Raw genomic sequence first — 22410 nt, 5'->3', positions numbered from 1 at the left:
GGCTTTTTCACACATATTAACCAATCTAATTAAAACCTATTATTATTGTCGTTATGTTTTACAGGTACTCTTTGAGGCACCAATTGTTTTCTTGTTTTATAAATTCCTAAACCCAAAACAAGTATTAGGAGTATTGCAGTTGTTATTACTATTGTCATCATCATCAAAAATTCAATTACGGTTATGTTACACATCCAACCTATATCCTAAGTGGTCTCTTGCTATACTTACAGCAATAACCGTACCAAATCACTAATAACAGACTGTCCTTTGTCGGTATTGTACCAAACCTGCAGCTCTTCCTTAAATTCAGGAGTCAATGCGCCATGTTCCGCCTTATAAGCTTCCACCAATTGTGTGGCAGCTTCGGGTCTTGGCCCAAAGGTACTGACCACTTCACCAGTAGCATCTTCCACCATGATCAATTTTGGAATGGAACGGCCACCATTGGTTAAAAATTCATCCATTAAGGCTTCATTCTCATCTCTAAAGACCAACTTTAGAGAAATGTTATCATTAAGTTCGGCTACTTTATTAATGGCAGGCACTACGTGTGCAGCATCCCCACACCAACTTTCGGTGATTACCAGCCAAGTTACCTTAGTTTGGAATTTCGCCACAGCTTCTTGAATATCTTGGGGCATTTTTATGGTCTTGTCCCACCGCTTCATACGGCGGTCGTTGAGTACTGTAAAATTAACACGGTCTTCCGATTGATCCTCTCCTGATGTAGCTTGTTGAGCTACCAAGTCCTTGACCTTTTCACGATATTGTTCATAGTTCATACTATGTGTCAAGCTCGCTTTGACAATCTCGTCTACTCTGTTAATTTGTGATATATTCATACTCTAAAATTTTTTGACAAAATTAAGGCTAAAATGCCTATTTTTAGGTAACTGTTGTTACATTAAACAGCTCATTTTTCAACAAAATCACTATGGAAAAACACAGATGTGGATGGTGTCTGGGAGACCCACTTTATGAGACCTATCATGACGAAGAATGGGGCGTTCCGGTGTATGATGATGCCAAGCTTTTTGAGTTTTTGATATTGGAGACCTTTCAGGCCGGGTTAAGCTGGATAACCATCCTTAGAAAGCGTGAAAACTTTAGAAATGCCTTTGATAATTTTGATTACAAAACCATTTCACAGTACAATGATGATAAGGTAGAAGCACTGCTTCAAGATGCCGGCATCATTAGAAATAGATTGAAAGTAAAAGCCACCATTACCAATGCCCAGGCCTTTATGAAAGTTCAGGATGAATTTGGAAGCTTTAGCAAGTACATTTGGGGATTTGTAGATGGCCAACCCCTCACCAACAAAATAGATCACTATAAAACGGCTCCTGCCACTACCCCATTGAGTGATACCATAAGTAAAGATTTAAAGAAAAGAGGCTTTAAGTTTGTGGGTTCTACTGTTGTATATGCCCATATGCAAGCCACAGGTATGGTAAACGATCATGAGACCAAATGTTTTAGGTATAATGAGGTTTGAAAGGAATGAAATGCTTTCCTTACTTCTAAAGAAGATTTTCATTCATATGCTTACAGATATTTCACAAATTCCTCCCTTGGCATATCCTCAGCACCTAAACTTTCCAGATGGTTGGTATACACTTGGCAATCTATCAACCTATAATTGGTGTTTTGAATATAGGAGATGAAGCCAGCTTTACTGGCATTGCTAACTTTGGAAAACATACTCTCACCACAAAACCCCCCATTACCCAAATCAACCCCAAAAAGCCCCCCTCCCAGTTCATTACCCCGCCACACCTCAACTGATTTCGCATAGCCCAATTCATGTAAGGCCGTGTAACCGGCAATCATATCTTGGGTAATCCAGCTACTAGGTTGTCCATGTCTCTTGATTTTGGAGCAAGAGGAAATAACTTCAGTAAAGGCTTTATTCACCGTCACCACAAAATCTGTATTCCGAAGCACCTGCTTCATACTTTTAGAGACTTTTAAACGCTCAGGAAAGAGTACAAATCGTGGGTCTGGCGACCACCATAGAATGGGATCGTCGTCATCAAACCACGGAAAAATACCATTCCGATAGGCCAACAACAAACGCTCTACAGATAAATCACCCCCAATGGCCAAAAGCCCTTCTGGTGAGGTTTCCCTAACGTCTGGAAAATTTAATTCATTTGTAAGAATACTTACCATCTACTACAACGTTTTCGTGAATATTCACACAACTTTCCTTTCAAAAACCAATAATTTTTATCAATTTTGAAATGGCCTGCATAATAAATTACTTATTATTCATTGCATTTTGATAATTACTTTTTATTTAGGCCGCACCTAAAACCACAATACTAAAGTCCTGGGTTTCCCAGGGCTTTTTTTATGGCTTGCTCTTAAAATTACATTCTTTTTTTGAGCTTTCAGGAATTTAAAGCAGCTACTGTTTTCTACATACAAAAAACCCCACTTTTTAAAAGTAGGGTTTCTGTATTGCATCTAAAATTCTTAGACAATTCCTAGAAAGGAAGATCGTCATGCTCATCTTCATTCAAGTTCCCTGCTGGTTCAAAAGCATCTGCAGGTGGCATTGGAGGCATACCTCCTGAAGCTTCAGCTTGTACCGCTTCGATACGCCATCCTTGAATAGAGTTGAAATATTTAGTTTCACCTTGTGGATTCACCCATTCTCTACCTCTAAGGTTGATGCTGATTTTTACGGGCTGCCCTACTTGGTAAGAATTTAATAAGTCGGTTTTATCCTGTACAAATTCCACCATAATGTGTTGTGGATATTGTTCGTCTGTAGTAATAACAATCTCTCTTTTTCTAAACCCGCTGCTTCCGAAACTTTGGGTTGTCCCAATCATTTTAATTTTTCCCTGAATTTCCATTCTTCTTACTATTTATTCTTATTTGTAATTTCTAAATCTTATCTAAACTACCGTTATGATAGCAGTACTTTCCAAGCACTTGCCACATCCCCAAAACTCAAATAGTTTTGCGCTAATTTGTGTTTTTCCCGATGTGTCATGCTCGTTACATTGGGGTAACGCTCACTAATATCCTCTAAAAAAGCTGCAATATCCTCTTCAGAAGGCAATTGCTCTACATTCCCCAACATTCCCAAATCATTCCCTGTCAAGATCATGCTATTTCTGACTTCTTCCGGAAGGGCATCCACACCAAGTCCTAAAGTTTGCAATGGCTTCGGAATTTCAAAAAAACCATTTCTGGCCCTGCTGTAATAACTTCCACCTGCTCTAGCCACCAAATCCAGTTTCTCTTGATCAATACGCTGATCGTCGTCCAATACTTCTTCAGAAATATGGAACTTCACGACTTCACAGATTATCAAGTTTCCGGCACCTCCCTCAGTTCCCAACTTCACAATGTCATTCACCTTGCATTCAAATTGCACAGGCGATTCGGCTACTCTAAAAGGTTTTACCATATCAGATTTCAACATGGTCAAACCAGCTTTCTCAAACTCATTGACACCTTTACCATACTCGGTACTGCTCAAGGAAGCCTGTTGTACCAAATCAAAATTCACCACATTAATAACCACTTCCTTTACAGCTTCTGCATTCTCTAAGGTATGCTTATTCGTATTGTCCCTAACTCTTCGCGCCGGTGAAAAAATCAATATTGGCGGATTGGCACTAAACACATTAAAAAAACTGAAAGGCGATAAATTAGGATTGCCTTCCTCGTCAATAGTACTCGCAAATGCAATAGGCCTTGGTGCCACGGCACTTAACAAATACCCATGTACTTTTGCAGTAGGCATGTCCTTTGGGTCAAATGAGATCATTGGCATAATTGATTTGAGGCAAATGTAACCATATTACCAAAGTAATAAAAATGATTTGAAAACCTTAAGCACAATATTATTAACAGAATTCCATTATATTTAGAATTACAAAAATTTTAGAATGGCCTTATCTACCAATAGAAACATTTTACGTTGGACCATCATCGTAGTATCTTTTGTGACTATTTCCCTTATCCTTTGGAATACGTATATTTTCTTTCAAAACTTTAAGGCAGAAGAACGCACCAAGATGGAAAATTGGTCATTGGCACAGGAAGAAGTCAGCAAGGTTACCGATTTAAAATCCAATGTAGGTGAATTACCATTGGAAATCCTTAAAAGTAATACCACAACCCCCATGATTTTGGTAAGCTTGGAAGGTATCACCTATAACAACATTGATGAAACTAAGGCTGAGGATTCACTATACATCCAATCGCTAATTGAAAAATTTAAAAGCGAAAACCAACCCATTGAAATTCGATACAAGGACAAGGTACTTTCAACTCTATACTACGGAAATTCACCATTGTTGAATAAACTAAAATATTATCCACTAGCCCTCTTGCTTATCATCTTTTTGTTTGGCGCCGTGGTATATTTTTTCTACCGAAGCAATAAAAATGCCGAACAAAACAAACTTTGGACCGGAATGGCCAAAGAAACGGCCCACCAAATAGGCACCCCACTTTCTTCACTTGTAGGATGGATAGAAATTTTAAGGTCGGAAAACGTCGATCCAGATTATATTTTGGAAATGGAAAAAGACGTACAACGCCTTCAAACCATAACTGAGCGTTTCAGTAAAATAGGCTCTATGCCCACCCTTACCAAAACCGATATTGTGAAGGAAACCATAGATAGTTATGCCTATTTAAAATCCCGTTCTTCAAAACTGATTGATTTTGACATCTCCGTTCCTAATGATGAAATATTTGTAAATCTCAACTCGCAACTTTACAGCTGGACCATTGAGAACTTGGTAAAGAATGCCATCGACGCCATGAAGGGCAAAGGCAAATTAAGTGTAGCCATAGAACATGACAGCAAATATGTAAAAGTAAATATTACGGATTCGGGAAAAGGAATTTCCAAACAACAGTTCCATCAAATTTTTGAACCCGGCTACACCAGCAAAAAGCGTGGTTGGGGACTTGGGCTATCTTTAGCCAAACGCATTGTAGAAGATTACCATAACGGCAAAATAAAGGTCCTACACTCCGAAATCGGTAAGGGTACGACCATGCAGATAAGTTTAAAAATTCTTTCGTAAATTTGAGTTTATGAGCGCATCATTTTTTACCCTAAAAGAAGTTGATCTTAACAACAATTGCCCCGAGTGCTATTCCAAAAAAGGCCTACACTTAACCTTTAAGCAAAAGTTGGTGGAAAACGCCTTTTACAAAGCCGTCACCAAAGACACCAGTCATACGCTCTATTGCCATACCTGCAATACCGAAATCTATCCCGTACAATGGACCCATGAAATAGAGCAGGTATTCGCTTACCAACAGCGCGCCACTCCGGCCAAACCAAGGTCTTTGAAACTCACCAAATTATCATGGATACTTATTGCCCTAGATCTTTTGCTCATTTTGGCTATTATCCTATACGTGTTTGGCGTTTTTGAAAATTAATCAACTATAAATGTGAGGCAATAGCCTTGGCAATTGCTTCAAATTCTTCAGGCTGCAAGGTTTCTTTGGAAAGAAAACGGGCATCATCCATTCTATTCAACGGAATTAAGTGCACATGCACATGAGGCACTTCCAAACCAATCACCGAGACACCCACGCGTTTACAAGGAACCGCCTTTTCCAATGCAATGGCTACTCGCCTTGAAAACGCCATTAAACCCATATAGGTATCTTCGTCCAAATCGAAAATCTTATCAACTTCCTTTTTTGGAATACATAAAGTATGTCCCTTTGCATTAGGGTTGATGTCCAAAAATGCCAAAAACTCATCAGTTTCAGCAACTTTATAACAAGGAATCTCTCCGTTAATAATTTTTGTAAATATTGATGCCATGGTGATTCAGAATTAGATTTAAAGATAAAAAGATTCCCGCAGAACGGGAATCTTTTACTTAAATTTTAAACTGGTCTATCGAGACCGCCTATGATCTTGAAATTTCTAGAATATCAAATTTCATAACACCATTTGGCACCTGAATGTCTGCAACTTCTCCAACAGATTTCCCTAATAACCCTTTACCAATTGGAGAGTTTACAGAGATTTTACCAGAGGCCAAATCGGCTTCTCCATCAGCAACCAAGGTATAGGTCATTTCCATACCATTGGTTTGGTTTTTGATTTTCACTTTTGAAAGCACCAATACCTTAGAAGTGTCCAATTGCGATTCATCAATCAAACGAGCTCCAGCCAAAATATCCTCTAATTTGGAAATTTTCATTTCCAATAAACCTTGCGCCTCTTTAGCGGCATCATATTCGGCATTTTCACTCAAATCCCCTTTGTCCCTTGCTTCAGCAATGGCTTGAGAGGCTTTTGGGCGTTCTATATCCTTAAGTTGTCTTAACTCATCTCTTAATTTCTTCAGTCCTTCCGCAGTGTAATAAGATACTTTACTCATAACTTCATTATTTAAATTGTAAACTGTAGCCGAAGTTCGTTCAGCATAAAAAAAATCCCGCTAGCACGAGATTACATACAAATTTACACAATTTTTTTAAATGTTAACTAGGTCTAAAGGTAACTAAAAAAATGGGAGTTCAAAGTAGGGGGTACTTTATAATTATTCGTTAAATTTTTAAAGAGCTCATATGCAAGGCCTACAGAAAGCCTTAATTTTATCGTAATTTGCACTTCTATTTTATAGCTATGAAAAAACTAATGACCTTTTTAACCCTACTGCCTTTATTGGTAGCCTGTGGTGGTAACGACGACCAAAACGAATGCAATTTCCTGCCCAATGTTGGTGTGAATGCGTCCTTGAATATGAACTTACCACAGTACAGCCAATTGCAATTTCCAAGCAATCCTGTTTATGTGGGCAACCAAGGTGGTGTTGGAGGCTTTTTTGTGGTCAATACAGGTTTTGGATTTATGGCTTTTGATGCCGCCGACCCTAACCATGCTGTAAGCAATTGTTCAACTTTAAGTATTGATGGCATTGAAGGCGTTTGTGGCTGTACCGATTCCAACACCTATAGCTTAATTACAGGACAACCACTTTATAACTCCGAATTGCCCTGTGGCCTGAGGATGTATGTGGTAGAACAAAGTGGCAACATGCTGTACGTTTACAATTAAAAAAATATCCTTTCGAAATAAAAAAAGCCAAAACTTAATTATCGTTTTGGCTTTTTAGTTTTAAAAAATAATGTTTTTAGAATTTCAAGGTCATTCCCAACAAAAAGTTAGTGGTAGCCTGTGGATAATACCCCGCACCTTCAATGGTCGTTACTTGGTTTGGATCGGACCAAGTATCATCATAAGTGTAGTAATACCCATTAGACACATACTTTTCATTGAAAATATTGTTCACCAATCCCGTAAACAAAATAGATTTAAAGATTGATTTCGTTTTTAGCTCGTAAGTGATGTTGAAATCGTTTACAAAATAGCTGTTCAATTTTGAATTCTCAGCATCGGTATTGCCCATGTACTGCTCCCCAACATATTTGCTCAATACAGACATTTGCAGGTTGGACATTGGTTGAAATACCAAAGCATTGGCCGCAATAAACTCTGGGGAGTAAGAGATGTTTGTTTTTCCTAAGTTGACCAATTCTCCATCTATGGAAGCAAAGGTTTCCTTGTTCTTATTGGAACTCAAAGTAAAGTTAGGCTGAATGGAAAACTTTTTAGACAAAGCCACCGCTGCTTCCACTTCCAATCCTAAACGATAACTATCGCCACTATTGGTTCTGATTGGGTTTCCTACATCATCCAAATTACCCGTTAACACCAATTGTTCGTTGTACAACATGTAGTAGGCATTCACATTCAATCGCAATTTTTGTGCGTCGTGTCTCCATCCCAATTCAAAATCGTTAAGCTGCTCAGGTTTTACAGTGGCATTGTTTTCAAAATCGTCTCTGTTAGGTTCTCTATTGGCTCTAGCATAAGAGAAATACAAGTTATTGTTGTCATTCATCTTATAGGTCACTCCCGCTTTTGGATTGAAAAACGTATAATTTTCATCCACATTAAAAGGAACTCTATCAGATGTCAAGCCCGATGTTGTGTAATCTACATTTCGAACCTGAACATCGCCATAAAGGCTCAACTTCTCATTAAACCTATAGGTAGCCTTAGCAAACACACTAAAATCTCCCTTTTTACCATTACCATCGTAATAATGGTCTCCTATCTCACTGTCACTTGCATACTGTGCCCAAATAATTTCCCCAAAATGGTCACCATCGTAAAAACTATAAGACGTTCCCAAAGTCATATTTAGGGCCTCATTTTTATAGTTGACATTAGCATTTACCACATAAAAATCATTATCCAACCAACGACGACGAATCAAATCTGTGGTATTGATGGTTTCGCCTCCAATTTGAATTTCTGCTAAATCATAATCGGCAAAATCTTCATCTTCCTTATATTGTTCAAAGAACCCGCGACCATAGGTATAATTCAAACCTAGGTTGGTAGACCAATGGTTATTGTAACGCTGGTTCCAATGCAGTTGGTAATGGTCTTGTTTGTAATCATCTACCTCATTGTCGTAAAAATGCATGTTTCCATCGGCGTCAAAATACATTCCTGCCGTATTAAAAGTTCTGTCATTTTCCAATAGGTCCAAATCCTCCAAACCATTCCAAGACTGATAGGTTTTCTCCTTTCCTCCAAAAGCCAAAGCTTTAATCAAGGTATTCTCATCTACATAAGACCCTTGCAAAAAATAAGATTGCAAATCGGAAGAAGCTCTATCTATATATCCATCCGATTTAATCTTCGACAAACGCCCTGCAAACTCAAAGTGATCGTTCATCAATCCAGTGCTGAACTTCACTGTATGTTTGCGTGTGTTATAACTTCCAAAGGAATTGGAAATTTCAGCACTCGCTTCTTTCGAAACGGCATCGGTCAGCACGTTAATACTAGCTCCAAAAGCCCCAGAACCATTGGTGGAAGTTCCCACGCCACGCTGTAACTGCAAACTTTCTACTGAAGAGGCAAAATCACCTAAATTCACCCAAAACGTTCCCATAGATTCCGCATCGTTATAAGGAATTCCGTTAATGGTCACGTTTGTAGATTGGGCATTAATACCCCGAACACGAATATAGGTATATCCAATTCCGGCTCCTGCATCGGTAGACGTTACCACCGACGGCAAATAGTTTAAGAGCACAGGAATGTCCTGACCTAAATTGCGCTTTTCAAGCTGCTCCTTGGTAACATTAGAGTGTGTGATTGGAGATGTAGCTTCTACCCTAACTGCCTTTACCAGAACTTCGTCCAGTTTTTCAACTTCGGTAGAATCTTTTGTTTGTTGTTGTTGTTGTGCTTTTCCGGTGACTGATAGCACCAAAAGTGTTAAAAAAAGAAATAGTTTTTTCATATCGATTAAAAAATCATAATCGAATAAAAAGAGGTCATTATTCTTTTGTTGTTTTACAATAGATTTTGAAGCAAATGCTTCTATTACCATACGTTAAAACTTAATACCTTACTAATGGTTAACCGGTACTAAATGCCTGCAGACATTTTTAACGCTTCATTCCTAAACAGCATTACCTGTTCTAGGTTCAATGGGTATGATCTCAGCCGATATTAGGCACCCCTTTTTGAGAACGCTGCAAATTTAGGGAAGAATAGAGAATTAACCTACCTAAACAAAGATATTTTCAATTCAAGCTAGGCGGTTTCCTAAAACTCTTTTTTTCAGACTGTTTCCGTTTGTCCTGAAGTCGCTTTTTCTTGACGCCTTTTGGAATTTTGGTCGGCACACGTTCCTTTTGCACCTCTAAAGCCTCCTCAATCAAGTTCAAAAACTTCTGGATGACGAGGTTTTTGTTTTTGAATTGACTCCGGCTGTCGTCACTATACAATACCAAAACCTGCCCTTTGTTCACCCTATTGGCAAGCGCTTCAAGCACACGCTGTTTTTCATCTTCCTCCAAAACCTTGGAGGCCATCACATCAAAAAATAGCTCCACTTTAGTAGCTACTTTATTAACGTGTTGCCCTCCCGATCCTGAACTACGAACCGCCTTAAAGGTCAGTTCTGAAATAAGTGCATCCTGATTAATGTCCATTAAGAACTTGGTGCGGAGCTTTCAACAAATCATTCACCGTTTTTACAGGATTAAAGGTAATTAATGGCACCTCCACAAACACGGTGTTCCAATTGGCCATACTTCCATTCCAAAGCCCTGGAAGCTCCAATGCTTTAAGGTTTCTCCCATTTTTGGTCTTTTCCGTAATAAACGCCGCCGAAGGATCTACATATTTGGTCAAATTGAATTTTTCACCCTTATAATCCTTAACACTGCACACAATATCCACTGGATTGAAATGTGTCGATTTCGTTAAAATAGATTTTTGGGCTTTGTCCTTCATATTGATTTGAGCAGATTCCACAATTTGAAGTGAAATTACCCCGTCTTCATTCTTCACCCAAAAAGGACCTCCTCCAGGCTCTCCTTCATTTTTTACCATTCCGCAAATACGGATAGGGCGATTGAGTTTTTCCTGAAGGTACTCTATTTGATATTTTGACTTATATTTTTTGAATTCTGGAGAAATCTTGACATCCATTTTCTTGCTCAAGAATTTGGCAATTTCCTTAAGGTCCTTCTCTTCCAGATTGTCTTCATCCAACTTTCTTAGGTAAGCAAAGGCCTGCTCCTGAAGCTCCATTAAAATTCCAGCCAGTACTTTTTTGTACTTAGCTACCTCTTCCTTGTATTTATAAACCACCACATTGTCTATATTCTTCATAAAAATGACATCGGCATCCAGATCGTTTAGGTTTTCAATAAGCGCACCATGCCCTGAAGGTCTGAACAACAAAGAGCCATCCTCTTCCCTAAACAATTTGTTTTTTGGGGTTACGGCAATGGTATCTGTAGATTCTTTTTGATATGAAAAGGAAATTTCAAACTTCACCCCTGTTTTAGTTTCTACCTTTTGTTGAATTCTCTCAAACTCACTTTTGAACTTGTCTTTATATTTTTCTGAAATGGTGAAGTGTAATTTTGCCTTACAATTATCAGACGAATACAGTGCGGTTTCAAACAAATGCTCTTCAAAAGCTGTTGAAATCACCTTGTTTTTATACTCATGAAATGGCAACAATCCCTTTGGATAGTTTCCGTAGTCCAACATATCCTCATCCAACATAGCCTTTACAAACAACCAAGCCTTTTCGTCTCTCGACTTTTTGTTGTAATCGGGATAAGTTTCCAAAAGCTTTGCCATAACCTCATCATAAAACGGGAACTTTTTAAGCCCGAGAAAAAACAGGGAAAGATCCTTTGCATCGGTATTGTTGATATAGGAATTCAAACTTTCAGTTTCAGGATCATAATCCTGCTGAAACTGAAATAAAAACTTGAACATTCTAGTAGCAGCTCCGGAAGCAGGTACAAACTTTAATAGCTCACTTTCATTCTTTTTATCTTCAAAAACCTTTATATAGGCCGCCTCTTCTTCTGCAGTAAGCTTAGTAATGCCTTTTCCAATAGTGGCCGCCGCAATAAGATGGGTAAACGGAAGTCCGTTTTTAAAAATTTTAATCTGTTGTTTTACTTTTTTAGGGGTGAGTCCCTTTTTTTCTATCTGTTCTAAATCTGCTTCAGAAAATTTCATCAAGTCTGTTTTAATAGATTATCAATATGCTTCACCGCAACGTTAAAGCGTTCCTCTTCAGAACCCTTAAGTAAAACATACGGTTTGTTATGTGTTCTTAAAGCCGTTTCAAAAGCTTGAAACATGTGCTCCCTTTCATTAGGTCTGTCACGAATGTCATCCGCTTCCCACGGTACATCAATATTAGTCAAAAAATAAAGATTATACTGATTCTTTCCAACTATTTTATTCAAAACTTCAGGACAAAAACCATCGTAATACACTGAACTATAAACTTTTGTCTCCAATAAATCGGTATCACAAATCAATAGTTTTTCAACCTTTGACGTCAGTTCATTTTCTAGTTTTATTTGGCCAATAGCAATGGGGAGCACATCCTCTTCAGTGAGTTGTTCTCCCTTTTTCATTTTTCCTTCAGCATAACTTCTTGAAAATTCAGGGACCCAAAGCGTATCGTAATGCTTTGCCAAGCGTTGTGCCAACACCGTCTTCCCTGTAGATTCAGGCCCAAAAAGTACCACTTTTATGCAGTTTGAATCTTGTTGTCTAAGCTGCGCTTCCATTGGCGATATCCTTGAATTGCTAAAAATGTAAAAATGAGGTACTGTAAAGATAACATCCCCAAACCTCTATAGGCATACAATGGTACGGTAATTAGATCGGCGAAAATCCAAAGGGTCCAATTCTCTAGTTTCTTGATAGCCATGTACCACATAGCCGTGAAAAAAATACCAGAAGTAAAAATGTCTATATAGTTAGGAATTTCCAATTGGTAACCATAAGCCGTGTAGACCAAATAAGTTACCAACATTGTCAACAAAAACATACCAACTCCTATTAATTTTTCTTTGGTATTGGTTCTGGAAATAGCCACCACATGCTTGTCTTCTTTTTTTCTGGCCCAGTTCCACCATCCGTAAATACTCATGACCGAATAGTAAAAATTCATCATCATGTCTCCCAAATACCCAGCCTTGTACAATAGGTAAACTGTAATTACCGTTGCCACCAAACCCGTTGGATACACCAAGATATTTTCCTTCTGGGCATAGTAAACACTTAAAATTCCAAAGACAAAGGCAATGGCCTCCAACACAATAAACAATGCAGGAGTACCACGATAGGGATCTATGAAAAAATCAAAAATGTGGTTCATAGTCGTGACGATCGGATTTCACAATTTTCATGTACAACAATCCTCTTTCTATCAACTCAAAAGCTTCCTTGATTTCAGTTGTCAACAGGCGCATTACCTCATCATAATCGCCATACACTTGAGTGCTCAAAGGATTTTCCAGAACGGTAAGCCCTGAAGCTCGCAGTTTTTTTATAAAGTGAATAATAGCCGGTTCGTAGTTATCTTGAAGCGGTGTCAATGTTAGTTCTACTGAAATTTTCATGGTGTTTAAATTCCCTAATAGGATTTATTTAGAGTTATGTTTTTGTTCAACCAAATCCGTTCAACGGTTTTGGTGTTTCTAAAATGGTTTCTTTTTGCTGAAGCCTGTCAAAAAAGGTTTCATCTTGTTCGAAAGCTGTTCCAATCACTACCATATCGGCACCTGCATTATAGGCTTGACCTAAGGCATCCATATTTCTGATGCCTCCTCCAACAATCAAAGGAATCCTTAAATCCTCTTTTACTTTCTTGATAATATCGGCACCAATTGGATGCATCGCTCCACTACCTGCTTCCAAATAGATTAGTTTCATCCCCAGCAGTTCCCCTGCTTTGGCCGTATCTACAATATTCTGAACATTATCTTTTGACATTGGCAAAGTATGCGTCACGCGCTGGACCGCTGTTTCTTTCCCATTTTCAATAAGCAAATAGCCTGTAGGGATGATTTCCAAATTGGCCTCTCTCAACTTTTGAACCGCCTGCACTTGTTTCCCAATAAGGTATTCGGGGTTTCTTCCTGAAATTAAGGACAAAAACAAAAGGGCATCTGCCTGTTCTGAAATTTGGCATACATCTCCAGGAAAAATGATTACTGGCAAAAGAGTATACTTCTTTATTTCCGCCACCAAAATTGGCGTGACATGCTCATCAACTTCACTTCCGCCAACAAAAATATGGGTGGCGATAGATTTATTAATCTTCTCCATCAAATTGACAACCCTATCCATTTGGAGTTTATCTGGGTCCAACAACACTGCCAACAATCGTTCGCCTGCGGCGCTTCTTATTAAAATATCCTTATAAATCATCAGTTACGGAAGTGTATAGGCACAGGTAAATCCTTCAAACTCCAAAAACGCCACGTGATAGCGACTCTTTTTGTTTTTATAATCAATCCAAGCCGTGGTTTCGCCATCATTCATCATAAACGGAATCACCAAAGTATGCTGCAAAAAACTCAATCCAGGGGTAGCAAAAAGCTTATACAAAGACTCCTTAACACACCAAATCACTGTAAGCTTATTGATATAATCAGCCTCGGTATTCTTCAAATACTTAAACTCATAATCCATAAACTTATGAGCTATCACCCCTATTTTTTCCCGTTGTTTTTCAATGTCAATCCCAACCACATCATCACTTACCACCACGGCAGAAAAGGTAAAAGAATGCGTTATAGAAATATGCTTGCCATCTTTTAAATGGGGCTTACCATTTTCGTCATAAAACAAATCCTCATCGGTATAGCCAAACTCAGCTAGTAAATGGCGTACACTTAAAAACCCTCGCTGATGCAATTCACTTTTCATGTTTTGCACACGCTGTAAACTTTCTGGTTTTAGGGTAACAGGCTGAAACAATTCCTGATAGGACTCTGTTATCTTCCAGATTTTAACAGAAGTTTGTGCACTAGGATTAAGGGTTTTATATAGAGGCATTTACTTTTCTGAAAGTTATTGGTTATCTTTGCACCGCTTAAAAAGCAATGCCACTTTGGGTAAGCGAATTTAACCATTTTAGGGAGTATTGCCAAAGGTGTCATCTTATAACACTAGAAAAACATAAAACATGGATACAAAAACTGTGGCTTACGAGCCATTTAAGGTAAAAGACCTGTCATTGGCTGACTGGGGACGCAAAGAGATTGAATTGGCAGAAGCAGAAATGCCTGGATTGATGAGCTTACGTGAGGAATACAAAGAGTCTCAACCGCTTAAAGGTGCTCGTATTGCTGGATGTTTGCACATGACCATTCAAACGGCTGTTTTGATTGAAACCCTTCAAGCTCTTGGAGCAGAAGTTACCTGGAGTTCTTGCAACATTTTTTCTACCCAAGATCAAGCTGCTGCTGCTATTGCCGCTGCGGGAACGGCTGTTTATGCTTGGAAAAACATGACCGAAGAGGAGTTTGATTGGTGTATTGAGCAAACTTTATTTTTTGGTGAAGACCGCCAACCGCTTAACATGATTTTGGATGACGGTGGAGACCTTACCAATATGGTATTGGACCGTTACCCACATTTGGTTGAAGGCATCAACGGTTTAAGTGAAGAAACGACTACTGGTGTTCACAGATTGTACGAGCGTATGAAAGCCGGAACGTTGCCAATGCCTGCTATCAACGTGAATGATTCTGTAACCAAATCTAAATTCGACAACAAATACGGATGTCGCGAAAGTGCTGTTGACGCTATTCGTCGTGCTACCGATGTGATGTTAGCCGGAAAACGTGTTGTAGTTTGTGGTTATGGAGACGTAGGTAAAGGGACTGCCGCTTCTTTTAGAGGTGCCGGAAGTATTGTAACCGTGACTGAAATTGATCCTATTTGTGCTTTACAGGCAGCTATGGATGGATACGAAGTAAAACGTTTGGAAACTGTTGTTGGAAAAGCTGATATCGTAATTACCACAACTGGAAACAAAGACATCGTTCGTGGTGAGCACTTTGAAGCTATGAAAGATAAAACCATCGTATGTAACATTGGGCATTTTGACAACGAAATTGATGTTGCTTGGTTGAAAACAAATCATGGAGCAACAAAAGTTGAAATCAAGCCTCAGGTTGACAAATACACTATCAACGGAAATGATATTATCCTTTTAGCAGAAGGACGTTTGGTAAACCTTGGTTGTGCGACTGGACACCCAAGTTTTGTCATGAGTAACTCGTTTACCAACCAAACTTTGGCACAAATTGAACTTTGGACCAACAAAGATGCTTACGAAAACAAAGTATACATGTTGCCAAAGCATTTGGATGAGAAAGTAGCCAAATTGCACCTTGCCAAAATTGGCGTGGAACTTACTGAGTTGAAACAAGACCAAGCCGATTATATCGGTGTACAAGTTGAAGGTCCTTTCAAACCAGAATACTACAGATACTAATAGAATTCAAATTCTTATTAATAGAAATCCCAAGCCTCACGGTTTGGGATTTTTTTTGTTTTCTGCTGAAGTTTCAACTAATAATATCTCCCAAAAAATCATTATATTCCTTAAACGTCATGGCATATTCAGAAGACAATATTAAAGTGCCTCGTTTTAGTGAGGAAGCAGGGTTTTACACCACTAAAAAACGCTCCAAGATCATGAGCCGTATTCGTGGTAAAAACACCAACCCTGAGCTGCGTTTCAGGAAAGCGCTTTGGCAAAAAAATGTTCGATACAGAGTGGATAGCAAAAGCCTACCAGGCAAACCCGATGTGTCCATTAAAAAGTATAATCTTGCCATTTTTATTGATGGGGAATTTTGGCATGGCTACAATTGGGACGAACGAAAAGATCAGATAAAAAGCAACCGTAAGTTTTGGATTCCCAAAATAGAACGCAATATGCAACGAGACTATCAAGTAAACCAAGCATTGGAAGACATGGGTTTTACCGTTTTCAGGTTTTGGGCACATGAAATCAAGACCAACCTGGACCAGTGCATCAATGATGTTTTGGTCTATATCACTACAGGGAGAAATGATTGGTAGATACCCTTCGCCATTAAATATGAAAATTAATTTTGTTTTTATTTAAGTTTTACTTAAATTCGAATAATGAAAGAATTAAAACAAAATATTGATTCAATCAAAACTTATGAAGAGGAATTAAAATCATTTTTTATTTCTTCAAGCGAATTGAGTGATGCCGTCAAAACTTTAGCTCAAAGCATTTCAATCTCACCCTCACCTCTGATTGTTTTTCAAAATACTGTTAGAGATAGTTTTGCCAAAATCAATATTAATTCTTATTCAACTAATGAATTTCTATCGGAACTAGAATTTCTCAAAAGCCTTGGAGAATATAAGTTATTACATTCAAATAGATTCCTCCAAAAGAAGGCCCTAGGATCCAAGTATAATTCTCTTTTGAACAAACTCAAGAAAAAGAGCATTAACGATCTCTTCAAATTCTACGAAAACGAAGAAAACTTAGAAATAAAAGAGTTTATAGGAGATTATATAATACAACATTTAAAAATTCTCTCTTATCAAAAATTAATCAAGAAGATTTCCAGTTGGATAAAGAAAATCCAATTCCTTTTATCCTCAACTAATAGAAACCACAGATTCTTTTTAAGAAAAATCATAAGCTTCCTATTTAAAAATCTCGACGACTATCACGAGAATACTGTTATTCAAAATTTTGAATTTAAGGCAGTTCAGCCTTTTGCATTAATTTTAAATAACAGCTATTATGAAAAACAATATTTTAGAAAAAATTGAAGAAGCCTTAGCTTCCCAAAATACTACTCAGGAAACCAAAAAACTACTAGAAGAAGTAAAATCTGAATTAAAAAAAGCTAAAACTGAAAAACGAATCGTTCAACTAATTGCTATTTTAATAAAGATTATTACAGGCTTTTTTGACGATTAAAACAAGATGAAACTCGGAGAAATAATTGGTAAATTAATAAAAAAGAAAGGACTAACTCAAAAAGAAGTTGCCCATAAAATTGGAAAAAGCACAACTGCTTTATCCCAGATGATTAATGATGTTTACGAACCTAATCCCGAAACCTTAGATAAAATTTGCGAAGTCCTAGATGTCCCTAAGCCTATTCTTCATTTTATGATGATTTCAGAAGAAGATATCCCTGAGGAAAAGAAAGAAATATATCGAATACTTGAACCGACAATTAAAGAATTTATTTTCTCTGTATTCGGTTCAAATCAAACAGAAATATTAAAATAACCCTCCTTTTGAACAAAAGAAGGGTTATAGAATTTTAATTCAAATTTTGCTCTTGCTTGGGGTGGACCAAAGTCATTTCCTCAATTAAATGCGAGGCTCCCGCATATTTATCAATCACAAATAAAATGTAGCGCACATCCACCATAATGTTTCTACAAATTTCAGGACTGTAATAAATGTCACTCATGGTTCCCTCCCATACACGATCAAAATTCAAGCCTATCAAGTTGCCATGGGCATCCAAGGCTGGACTTCCTGAGTTTCCTCCTGTGGTATGGTTCGTCCCGATAAAACAAACCGGTAATTTCCCATTGGCATCGGCATAATTACCATAGTCTTTTGCAGTATACAATTCTCGCAATCTTTCTGGAACCTCAAACTCATAATCACCCGGCACATATTTTTCCATCACACCATCCAAATAGGTGATAGGATCATAATACACGGCATCCTTAGGCTCGTATCCTTTCACCTTTCCATAAGTTACACGAAGCGTACTATTGGCATCTGGAAAATAACGTTCATCAGGCATCACCTCCATCAAGGCCTTCATATAGAGCTTTTGATATTTATTGATTTCAGCATTCAAGGCATTAAAATCGGGATCTAACGAACTGTAATATTCCTCAATAAAAGGTTTCGCATATTTATAGGCCTTATCCTTATTCAGTTTTTTAATAACCTCCTTAGCATCGCCCTCCAAAACTTTCATAGCCGATTTTAAATCGGTAAAATTTGTATTTTTATAAATGGATGCATCCACATTCTGTGTATACAAAGGCATGATGGCTTCAAAAACACCTTGATCTACATCTGCATTAAAATCCTTATAAATACTGATCAACTTATCTACAACGATATCTCTTGAACGATCAAAAGCTTCCTCACCTTTCGCTGCAGCGCGCTCCATTTGGTCCAATCTGAACATGATGTCCATAAGCTCATTATTACGCTTAAAAATCTCATTGAAATTCCCTCGCTTTACATTAACAGCTTCAATCTGCGCATATAATTGTTCCAACTGTGGCAAAACATTTCCATACTGTTCAACAAGGCCCTTCTCTTTTAAAAGACTTGTAAACTCAGCTTCCATATTCCGTTTAATGGCTACAGCATTGCTTTTTTCCAAGCCTAGATTTTCACCAATCCATTTTTTCCAATAGTTGGCAATTCTAGCTTGCTTTGAAGCATATTGAATTCGTATTTCGTCATTCTGTTTCATATACCCATCAATCACCTTTAGAGCTGCTTCCCTAATAGCAATATTACTCGGGTTCACTTTTTTTACAATCTGCTCAACCGCAACTGCTGGTAAATACTCATTGGTGCGTCCAGGAAATCCAAACACCATAGTAAAATCATCTTCGGAAACCCCGTCCAAGGACACCGGTAAATAGTGTTTAGGCGTGTAAGGCACATTGTCTGCTGCGTATTTTGCTGGGCGGTTATTTTGATCGGCATAAATTCTGAACATAGAAAAATCACCAGTATGGCGAGGCCACACCCAATTGTCGGTATCGCTACCAAACTTTCCAATACTGTTTGGAGGTGTTCCCACCAAACGTACGTCTTCGAAGCGCTCTGTTACAAACAAAAAGTACTGGTTTCCTTTATAAAAAGACTTGATTTTTGCTCTCTGCCAACCTTCTTTCTTCACTTCTTTGAGCACTTTGCTGCTATTAGAATCTGTTAAAGACTGTAATTCCTTGGCAGACATTTCAGCATTGGTTCCTTTCAAAACCTGCTCGGTCACATCATCAATTCTCACAATGAATTCTACATAAAGATCACTGTTTGGCAATTCTTCTTCCAAACTCATGGCCCAAAATCCATTCTTCAAATAATCATTTTCCAAAGAAGAGTGTGCTTGAATTTGTCCATATCCGCAATGGTGATTGGTCAAAATCAATCCCTTTGGAGAAATCACCTCAGCAGTACACCCGCCATTGAAATGCACCACGGCATCCTTTAAACTGGAATTGTTGACATCGTAAATATCCTGGGCGGTCAGTTTACTTCCTAAAGACTCCATTTCGGCTTCGTTCATTCCTTCCAAAAGTGACGGAATCCACATCCCCCCTTGTTGGGCAGTTACCTGAAGCGTGATAAAGAGCAAAAGTATCTTGAAATATTTCATAAGTAAGTTTTTAAGAGGCGCAAATTTAAGAAACCCTTTTGAAAACCAAGAGCTCTTTATCAAACCTTTAACGCAAGAACTCGCTTACAAAAAATAATAACATTCACATTTATTTTAACTGAAAAAACAATAAAAACCTCGCATTGTTTTTTGGGCAGAATTATTACATTTACTGTATGCAGGACCAACTTAAAGTAGCTTTTATTCAACAGGAACTCGCTTGGGAAAATCCTAAGCAGAACCGCAAACAGTTTAAAGAAGCCATTGAAGGCATTAGCCAAAAGGTAGACCTCATTTTACTACCGGAAATGTTCACCACCGGATTTACCATGAATGCTAAGGAACAGGCTGAAACCATGGATGGCAAATCTGTAGATTGGATGAAGAAACTGGCTTCGGCAAAGGATGCCGCCATTGTGGGAAGTCTGATTATTGAAGACAATTCCAAAATCTACAACCGACTATTGTTTGTTCACCCAGATGGAACAATTGAACATTACGATAAACGTCATACCTTTTCCTTGGCAGGAGAAGACAAAGTCTATGCATCTGGAATGGAAAAACTAATTGTAGACTATCACGGTTGGAAAATTTGCCCTTTAATTTGCTACGACCTGCGCTTTCCTGTTTGGAGCCGCAACAAAGAGGATTACGAACTCCTGCTTTACGTTGCGAATTGGCCCAAACCCCGTATCGTGGCTTGGGACACTTTATTAAAGGCCAGAGCTATTGAAAATATGTGCTACACTGTGGGTGTGAACAGGGTTGGTGTTGACGAAAAGGACAATGAGTATTGTGGCCATTCTACAGCCTATGACATTTTGGGCAACAATATTTCTCCAATTAGACCAAATAAGGAATATGTTGGCATCATTACTTTAGAGCGTAACCACCTGAACTTTTACAGAAACAAACTGAAGTTTTTAAACGATAGAGATACGTTTTTAATCCAATAGCGGAAACTCGATAATTGGATCCCAATTGGCTCTAGCATCCTTGATCAATTCTGGATAGTAACTAATGCGTTCTGGTTGACGTTTTTGCAAATAACTTCCCGTATCCCATTTTTGGTTGCCATTGGTATCAAAAATCACTCTTAAATAGTAATTCACCGGTTCAATAAACCTAAAGTCAAACACTCTATTTTCTGTAGCGAATTGCTCATATTTCACCTCGCCCTTTTCAGTGGTTAACTGAACAATCACCGGAAACTTGGCATTCTGCAAAGTCACACGCATGTTGGAATAATCGGTATAATTTTTGGTCTTGACATTGAAATTTAGGGTATCATTAACATGACCAAAAAATCCTGTCAAGGCCTCTGGTAACATTTCAATGTTGTAACTATTAGATTCTGTTTTATCAAACTTAAACGTATAGATATTTTTTAAGGTGTCGAATTCTGTTTTGTAAGCCACCTCCAAAGTATCCTTATCGATAATTTTAATCTTTTGTTCATCAATATTCACAAAAGGCGTAGTGCCTTCAATGGCAAAATCCTCGTTAAAAGATATCGTTCCAGACTTCAGAGGCTTCACCTCCAGGCTGTCTCTTTCCAACTCTCTATATTTATGAATCAGGGTATCTGTATACTTGTAATTTCTAACCACAAATCGCGCCGAATCCATTTCCATTTTTGGTTTGTACCAATAATACAAGGTATCAGCTTTGGCATCTTTGGTGATTCTGGTTTCATAATCAGAAGGTGTTTCCTCCAATAGATCTATTTTCATGTTTTTGGCATTCCCCTCGTAACCAAACGCTATTTTTTCACCAGCAATCTGCTTTGGTTTTATCGCTCTAAAATCCAATTCCTCAGAAAATAACTTTAACGTATAAATAGTATCGTTTGGCACCTTTACAACTCCTCTATGAAATCCAATTTTATCAACCTTAGGTTCAAAGGTAAAGTTCCCATTTTTATCATTAAGGGCTACCATCATATACTCCCCTTCCTTAAGATTTTCCAAACTAAAAGTGGTTAAACTATCAAGTGTATTGGTGACATACTTAGGTTTCTTTTTATAGACTACAGAATCCGTATATGTAGAGTCCATTTCATAAAGCATCACAGACACAAATGTATCTGGCTCTTTATTTTCAGCATCCAAAATCAAACCTTTAACCGACAGCGAATCGATATAGGTTCCTGTAGAAAACACATATTTGTAATATGGGTAAGGATTCTCTTCATTATTATCCACAATACTTTGCCCAAAATTGAAAGCATAGGTAGTATTGGGCTGAAGTGTATCCTTTATTTTAATCTTGATATACTTACTGGCAGAACCCAAAGGCGTGATATCCGGTTGGTACTCCATAGGTGGTGAAATGATCAACTGCTTTTGCATGTTTTTCACCTTGATGTACTCATCGAAGTAAATTCTAATCTCGGAAGCCTTAAAATTTGTAGAAAAATTTTCTGGAACGGACTTTACAATTTTTGGTGGATCCACATCTTTTTCTCCTCCTGTTGGCGTTCCTCTATTGGCACACCCCACAATACTAAGAATTACAGTAAATACCACTAACGTTTTAAAACACTTTTGTAACATCCTAAGGCTTAATTTTTACGCAAATTAACAACTTATTTGGTATACA

The 22410-nt window shown here is 38.0% G+C and carries 25 protein-coding genes and 1 pseudogene; 10 read left to right on the top strand and 16 right to left on the bottom strand.

Annotated elements, in window-relative coordinates; genetic code table 11:
- Positions 1–227: 227 nt before the first annotated feature.
- A complete protein-coding gene (locus ZA06_RS08360) occupies positions 228–845 on the bottom strand; it encodes a thioredoxin family protein (protein ID WP_053976910.1) in 618 nt (205 codons plus the stop codon).
- A gap of 92 nt (positions 846–937) precedes the next feature.
- Here ZA06_RS08360 and ZA06_RS08355 point away from each other — a divergent pair, with 92 nt between their 5' ends.
- A complete protein-coding gene (locus tag ZA06_RS08355) occupies positions 938–1501 on the top strand; it encodes a DNA-3-methyladenine glycosylase I (protein ID WP_053976909.1) in 564 nt (187 codons plus the stop codon).
- Between the two features lie 50 nt (positions 1502–1551).
- Here ZA06_RS08355 and aat read toward each other — a convergent pair whose 3' ends face one another.
- The 3 genes from aat to ZA06_RS08340 form a co-directional block, all read right to left on the bottom strand.
- On the bottom strand, positions 1552–2178 hold the full coding sequence (gene aat, locus ZA06_RS08350; RefSeq protein ID WP_053976908.1) for a leucyl/phenylalanyl-tRNA--protein transferase: 627 nt from the start codon (positions 2176–2178) through the stop codon (positions 1552–1554).
- Between the two features lie 317 nt (positions 2179–2495).
- The gene (locus tag ZA06_RS08345) at positions 2496–2870 is read right to left on the bottom strand and encodes a DUF3127 domain-containing protein (RefSeq protein WP_053976907.1); all 375 of its coding nucleotides are present in this window, start codon (positions 2868–2870) and stop codon (positions 2496–2498) included.
- A gap of 53 nt (positions 2871–2923) precedes the next feature.
- The gene (locus ZA06_RS08340) at positions 2924–3793 is read right to left on the bottom strand and encodes a flavin reductase family protein (protein WP_053977107.1); all 870 of its coding nucleotides are present in this window, start codon (positions 3791–3793) and stop codon (positions 2924–2926) included.
- 121 nt (positions 3794–3914) lie between these two features.
- On the opposite strand from ZA06_RS08340, the gene ZA06_RS08335 reads away from it, so the two are divergent.
- Entirely contained in the window at positions 3915–5066 is a 1152-nt protein-coding gene (locus ZA06_RS08335; protein WP_053976906.1) for a sensor histidine kinase, read from the top strand.
- A gap of 10 nt (positions 5067–5076) precedes the next feature.
- Positions 5077–5430 carry a hypothetical protein gene (locus ZA06_RS08330; RefSeq protein ID WP_053976905.1) on the top strand — a complete coding sequence of 118 codons (354 nt, stop codon included), beginning with the start codon at positions 5077–5079 and terminating at the stop codon, positions 5428–5430.
- A gap of 4 nt (positions 5431–5434) precedes the next feature.
- On the opposite strand, the gene ZA06_RS08325 is transcribed toward ZA06_RS08330, so the two are convergent.
- Complete coding sequence (locus ZA06_RS08325; RefSeq protein WP_053976904.1) at positions 5435–5824, bottom strand: HIT family protein; 390 nt, start codon at positions 5822–5824, stop codon at positions 5435–5437.
- A gap of 88 nt (positions 5825–5912) precedes the next feature.
- Positions 5913–6389: a transcription elongation factor GreA gene (gene greA / locus ZA06_RS08320; RefSeq protein ID WP_053976903.1), complete on the bottom strand. Its 477-nt coding sequence runs from the start codon at positions 6387–6389 to the stop codon at positions 5913–5915.
- Positions 6390–6637: 248 nt separating this feature from the next.
- On the opposite strand from greA, the gene ZA06_RS08315 reads away from it, so the two are divergent.
- On the top strand, positions 6638–7069 hold the full coding sequence (locus tag ZA06_RS08315) for a hypothetical protein (RefSeq protein WP_053976902.1): 432 nt from the start codon (positions 6638–6640) through the stop codon (positions 7067–7069).
- Positions 7070–7145: 76 nt separating this feature from the next.
- Here ZA06_RS08315 and ZA06_RS08310 read toward each other — a convergent pair whose 3' ends face one another.
- From ZA06_RS08310 to ZA06_RS08275, 8 genes and pseudogenes are all read right to left on the bottom strand, one after another.
- Positions 7146–9335, bottom strand: coding sequence for a TonB-dependent receptor (locus ZA06_RS08310; RefSeq protein ID WP_053977106.1), 2190 nt, complete (start codon positions 9333–9335; stop codon positions 7146–7148).
- Between the two features lie 286 nt (positions 9336–9621).
- Positions 9622–10032 (bottom strand): alternative ribosome rescue aminoacyl-tRNA hydrolase ArfB, encoded by a 411-nt coding sequence (gene arfB, locus ZA06_RS08305; protein ID WP_053976901.1) that lies wholly within the window; start codon positions 10030–10032, stop codon positions 9622–9624.
- Positions 10022–11587 carry a DUF4301 family protein gene (locus ZA06_RS08300; RefSeq protein WP_053976900.1) on the bottom strand — a complete coding sequence of 522 codons (1566 nt, stop codon included), beginning with the start codon at positions 11585–11587 and terminating at the stop codon, positions 10022–10024. The genes arfB and ZA06_RS08300 overlap by 11 nt, the downstream gene beginning before the upstream one ends.
- Positions 11587–12099, bottom strand: a pseudogene (locus tag ZA06_RS08295) (AAA family ATPase); the annotation flags it as partial. The gene ZA06_RS08300 and the pseudogene ZA06_RS08295, both read right to left, overlap by 1 nt.
- A gap of 11 nt (positions 12100–12110) precedes the next feature.
- Entirely contained in the window at positions 12111–12743 is a 633-nt protein-coding gene (gene pnuC, locus ZA06_RS08290) for a nicotinamide riboside transporter PnuC (protein WP_053976898.1), read from the bottom strand.
- The gene (locus tag ZA06_RS08285) at positions 12727–12987 is read right to left on the bottom strand and encodes a thiamine-binding protein (RefSeq protein ID WP_053976897.1); all 261 of its coding nucleotides are present in this window, start codon (positions 12985–12987) and stop codon (positions 12727–12729) included. Before ZA06_RS08285 ends, pnuC begins: the two co-directional genes overlap by 17 nt.
- Positions 12988–13033: 46 nt before the next feature.
- The gene (locus ZA06_RS08280; RefSeq protein ID WP_053976896.1) at positions 13034–13798 is read right to left on the bottom strand and encodes a geranylgeranylglyceryl/heptaprenylglyceryl phosphate synthase; all 765 of its coding nucleotides are present in this window, start codon (positions 13796–13798) and stop codon (positions 13034–13036) included.
- A gap of 3 nt (positions 13799–13801) precedes the next feature.
- The gene (locus tag ZA06_RS08275; RefSeq protein ID WP_053976895.1) at positions 13802–14428 is read right to left on the bottom strand and encodes a 4'-phosphopantetheinyl transferase family protein; all 627 of its coding nucleotides are present in this window, start codon (positions 14426–14428) and stop codon (positions 13802–13804) included.
- A gap of 130 nt (positions 14429–14558) precedes the next feature.
- Here ZA06_RS08275 and ahcY point away from each other — a divergent pair, with 130 nt between their 5' ends.
- The 5 genes from ahcY to ZA06_RS08250 all read left to right on the top strand — a co-directional run bounded on the left by ahcY (position 14559) and on the right by ZA06_RS08250 (position 17672).
- Positions 14559–15875, top strand: coding sequence for an adenosylhomocysteinase (gene ahcY, locus ZA06_RS08270; protein WP_053976894.1), 1317 nt, complete (start codon positions 14559–14561; stop codon positions 15873–15875).
- 119 nt (positions 15876–15994) lie between these two features.
- Positions 15995–16468, top strand: a complete 474-nt coding sequence (locus ZA06_RS08265; protein ID WP_053976893.1) for a very short patch repair endonuclease — start codon at positions 15995–15997, stop codon at positions 16466–16468.
- Positions 16469–16534: 66 nt separating this feature from the next.
- Entirely contained in the window at positions 16535–17203 is a 669-nt protein-coding gene (locus tag ZA06_RS08260) for a hypothetical protein (protein ID WP_053976892.1), read from the top strand.
- Entirely contained in the window at positions 17175–17354 is a 180-nt protein-coding gene (locus ZA06_RS08255; RefSeq protein WP_053976891.1) for a hypothetical protein, read from the top strand. The genes ZA06_RS08260 and ZA06_RS08255 overlap by 29 nt, the downstream gene beginning before the upstream one ends.
- Before the next feature lie 6 nt (positions 17355–17360).
- Positions 17361–17672 carry a helix-turn-helix domain-containing protein gene (locus ZA06_RS08250; RefSeq protein WP_053976890.1) on the top strand — a complete coding sequence of 104 codons (312 nt, stop codon included), beginning with the start codon at positions 17361–17363 and terminating at the stop codon, positions 17670–17672.
- A 34-nt stretch (positions 17673–17706) separates the two neighbouring features.
- Here ZA06_RS08250 and ZA06_RS08245 read toward each other — a convergent pair whose 3' ends face one another.
- Positions 17707–19809, bottom strand: coding sequence for a S46 family peptidase (locus ZA06_RS08245; protein WP_053976889.1), 2103 nt, complete (start codon positions 19807–19809; stop codon positions 17707–17709).
- Between the two features lie 176 nt (positions 19810–19985).
- Here ZA06_RS08245 and ZA06_RS08240 point away from each other — a divergent pair, with 176 nt between their 5' ends.
- Entirely contained in the window at positions 19986–20765 is a 780-nt protein-coding gene (locus ZA06_RS08240; protein ID WP_053976888.1) for an amidohydrolase, read from the top strand.
- On the opposite strand, the gene ZA06_RS08235 is transcribed toward ZA06_RS08240, so the two are convergent.
- On the bottom strand, positions 20754–22364 hold the full coding sequence (locus ZA06_RS08235; RefSeq protein ID WP_053976887.1) for an Ig-like domain-containing protein: 1611 nt from the start codon (positions 22362–22364) through the stop codon (positions 20754–20756). The genes ZA06_RS08240 and ZA06_RS08235 overlap by 12 nt on opposite strands.
- Positions 22365–22410 lie beyond the last annotated feature (46 nt).

This window comes from Mangrovimonas xylaniphaga (genome assembly GCF_001280435.1).
Lineage (GTDB): Bacteria > Bacteroidota > Bacteroidia > Flavobacteriales > Flavobacteriaceae > Mangrovimonas_A > Mangrovimonas_A xylaniphaga.
The sequence above is the reverse complement of the archived record's forward strand: the minus strand, read 5'-3'. Positions and strand labels throughout refer to the sequence as shown.

Coding starts and splice junctions, on each gene's coding strand:
- ZA06_RS08355 (WP_053976909.1), top strand. CDS start 938: ATGGAAAAACACAGATGTGGATGGTGTCTGGGAGACCCACTTTATGAG.
- ZA06_RS08325 (WP_053976904.1), bottom strand. CDS start 5,824: ATGGCATCAATATTTACAAAAATTATTAACGGAGAGATTCCTTGTTAT.
- greA (WP_053976903.1), bottom strand. CDS start 6,389: ATGAGTAAAGTATCTTATTACACTGCGGAAGGACTGAAGAAATTAAGA.
- ZA06_RS08300 (WP_053976900.1), bottom strand. CDS start 11,587: ATGAAATTTTCTGAAGCAGATTTAGAACAGATAGAAAAAAAGGGACTC.
- ZA06_RS08235 (WP_053976887.1), bottom strand. CDS start 22,364: ATGTTACAAAAGTGTTTTAAAACGTTAGTGGTATTTACTGTAATTCTT.
- ahcY (WP_053976894.1), top strand. CDS start 14,559: ATGGATACAAAAACTGTGGCTTACGAGCCATTTAAGGTAAAAGACCTG.
- aat (WP_053976908.1), bottom strand. CDS start 2,178: ATGGTAAGTATTCTTACAAATGAATTAAATTTTCCAGACGTTAGGGAA.
- ZA06_RS08250 (WP_053976890.1), top strand. CDS start 17,361: ATGAAACTCGGAGAAATAATTGGTAAATTAATAAAAAAGAAAGGACTA.
- ZA06_RS08345 (WP_053976907.1), bottom strand. CDS start 2,870: ATGGAAATTCAGGGAAAAATTAAAATGATTGGGACAACCCAAAGTTTC.
- ZA06_RS08240 (WP_053976888.1), top strand. CDS start 19,986: ATGCAGGACCAACTTAAAGTAGCTTTTATTCAACAGGAACTCGCTTGG.
- pnuC (WP_053976898.1), bottom strand. CDS start 12,743: ATGAACCACATTTTTGATTTTTTCATAGATCCCTATCGTGGTACTCCT.
- ZA06_RS08340 (WP_053977107.1), bottom strand. CDS start 3,793: ATGATCTCATTTGACCCAAAGGACATGCCTACTGCAAAAGTACATGGG.
- ZA06_RS08335 (WP_053976906.1), top strand. CDS start 3,915: ATGGCCTTATCTACCAATAGAAACATTTTACGTTGGACCATCATCGTA.
- ZA06_RS08285 (WP_053976897.1), bottom strand. CDS start 12,987: ATGAAAATTTCAGTAGAACTAACATTGACACCGCTTCAAGATAACTAC.
- ZA06_RS08315 (WP_053976902.1), top strand. CDS start 6,638: ATGAAAAAACTAATGACCTTTTTAACCCTACTGCCTTTATTGGTAGCC.
- ZA06_RS08255 (WP_053976891.1), top strand. CDS start 17,175: ATGAAAAACAATATTTTAGAAAAAATTGAAGAAGCCTTAGCTTCCCAA.
- ZA06_RS08330 (WP_053976905.1), top strand. CDS start 5,077: ATGAGCGCATCATTTTTTACCCTAAAAGAAGTTGATCTTAACAACAAT.
- ZA06_RS08265 (WP_053976893.1), top strand. CDS start 15,995: ATGGCATATTCAGAAGACAATATTAAAGTGCCTCGTTTTAGTGAGGAA.
- ZA06_RS08260 (WP_053976892.1), top strand. CDS start 16,535: ATGAAAGAATTAAAACAAAATATTGATTCAATCAAAACTTATGAAGAG.
- ZA06_RS08280 (WP_053976896.1), bottom strand. CDS start 13,798: ATGATTTATAAGGATATTTTAATAAGAAGCGCCGCAGGCGAACGATTG.
- ZA06_RS08275 (WP_053976895.1), bottom strand. CDS start 14,428: ATGCCTCTATATAAAACCCTTAATCCTAGTGCACAAACTTCTGTTAAA.
- ZA06_RS08360 (WP_053976910.1), bottom strand. CDS start 845: ATGAATATATCACAAATTAACAGAGTAGACGAGATTGTCAAAGCGAGC.
- ZA06_RS08310 (WP_053977106.1), bottom strand. CDS start 9,335: ATGAAAAAACTATTTCTTTTTTTAACACTTTTGGTGCTATCAGTCACC.
- ZA06_RS08245 (WP_053976889.1), bottom strand. CDS start 19,809: ATGAAATATTTCAAGATACTTTTGCTCTTTATCACGCTTCAGGTAACT.
- arfB (WP_053976901.1), bottom strand. CDS start 10,032: ATGGACATTAATCAGGATGCACTTATTTCAGAACTGACCTTTAAGGCG.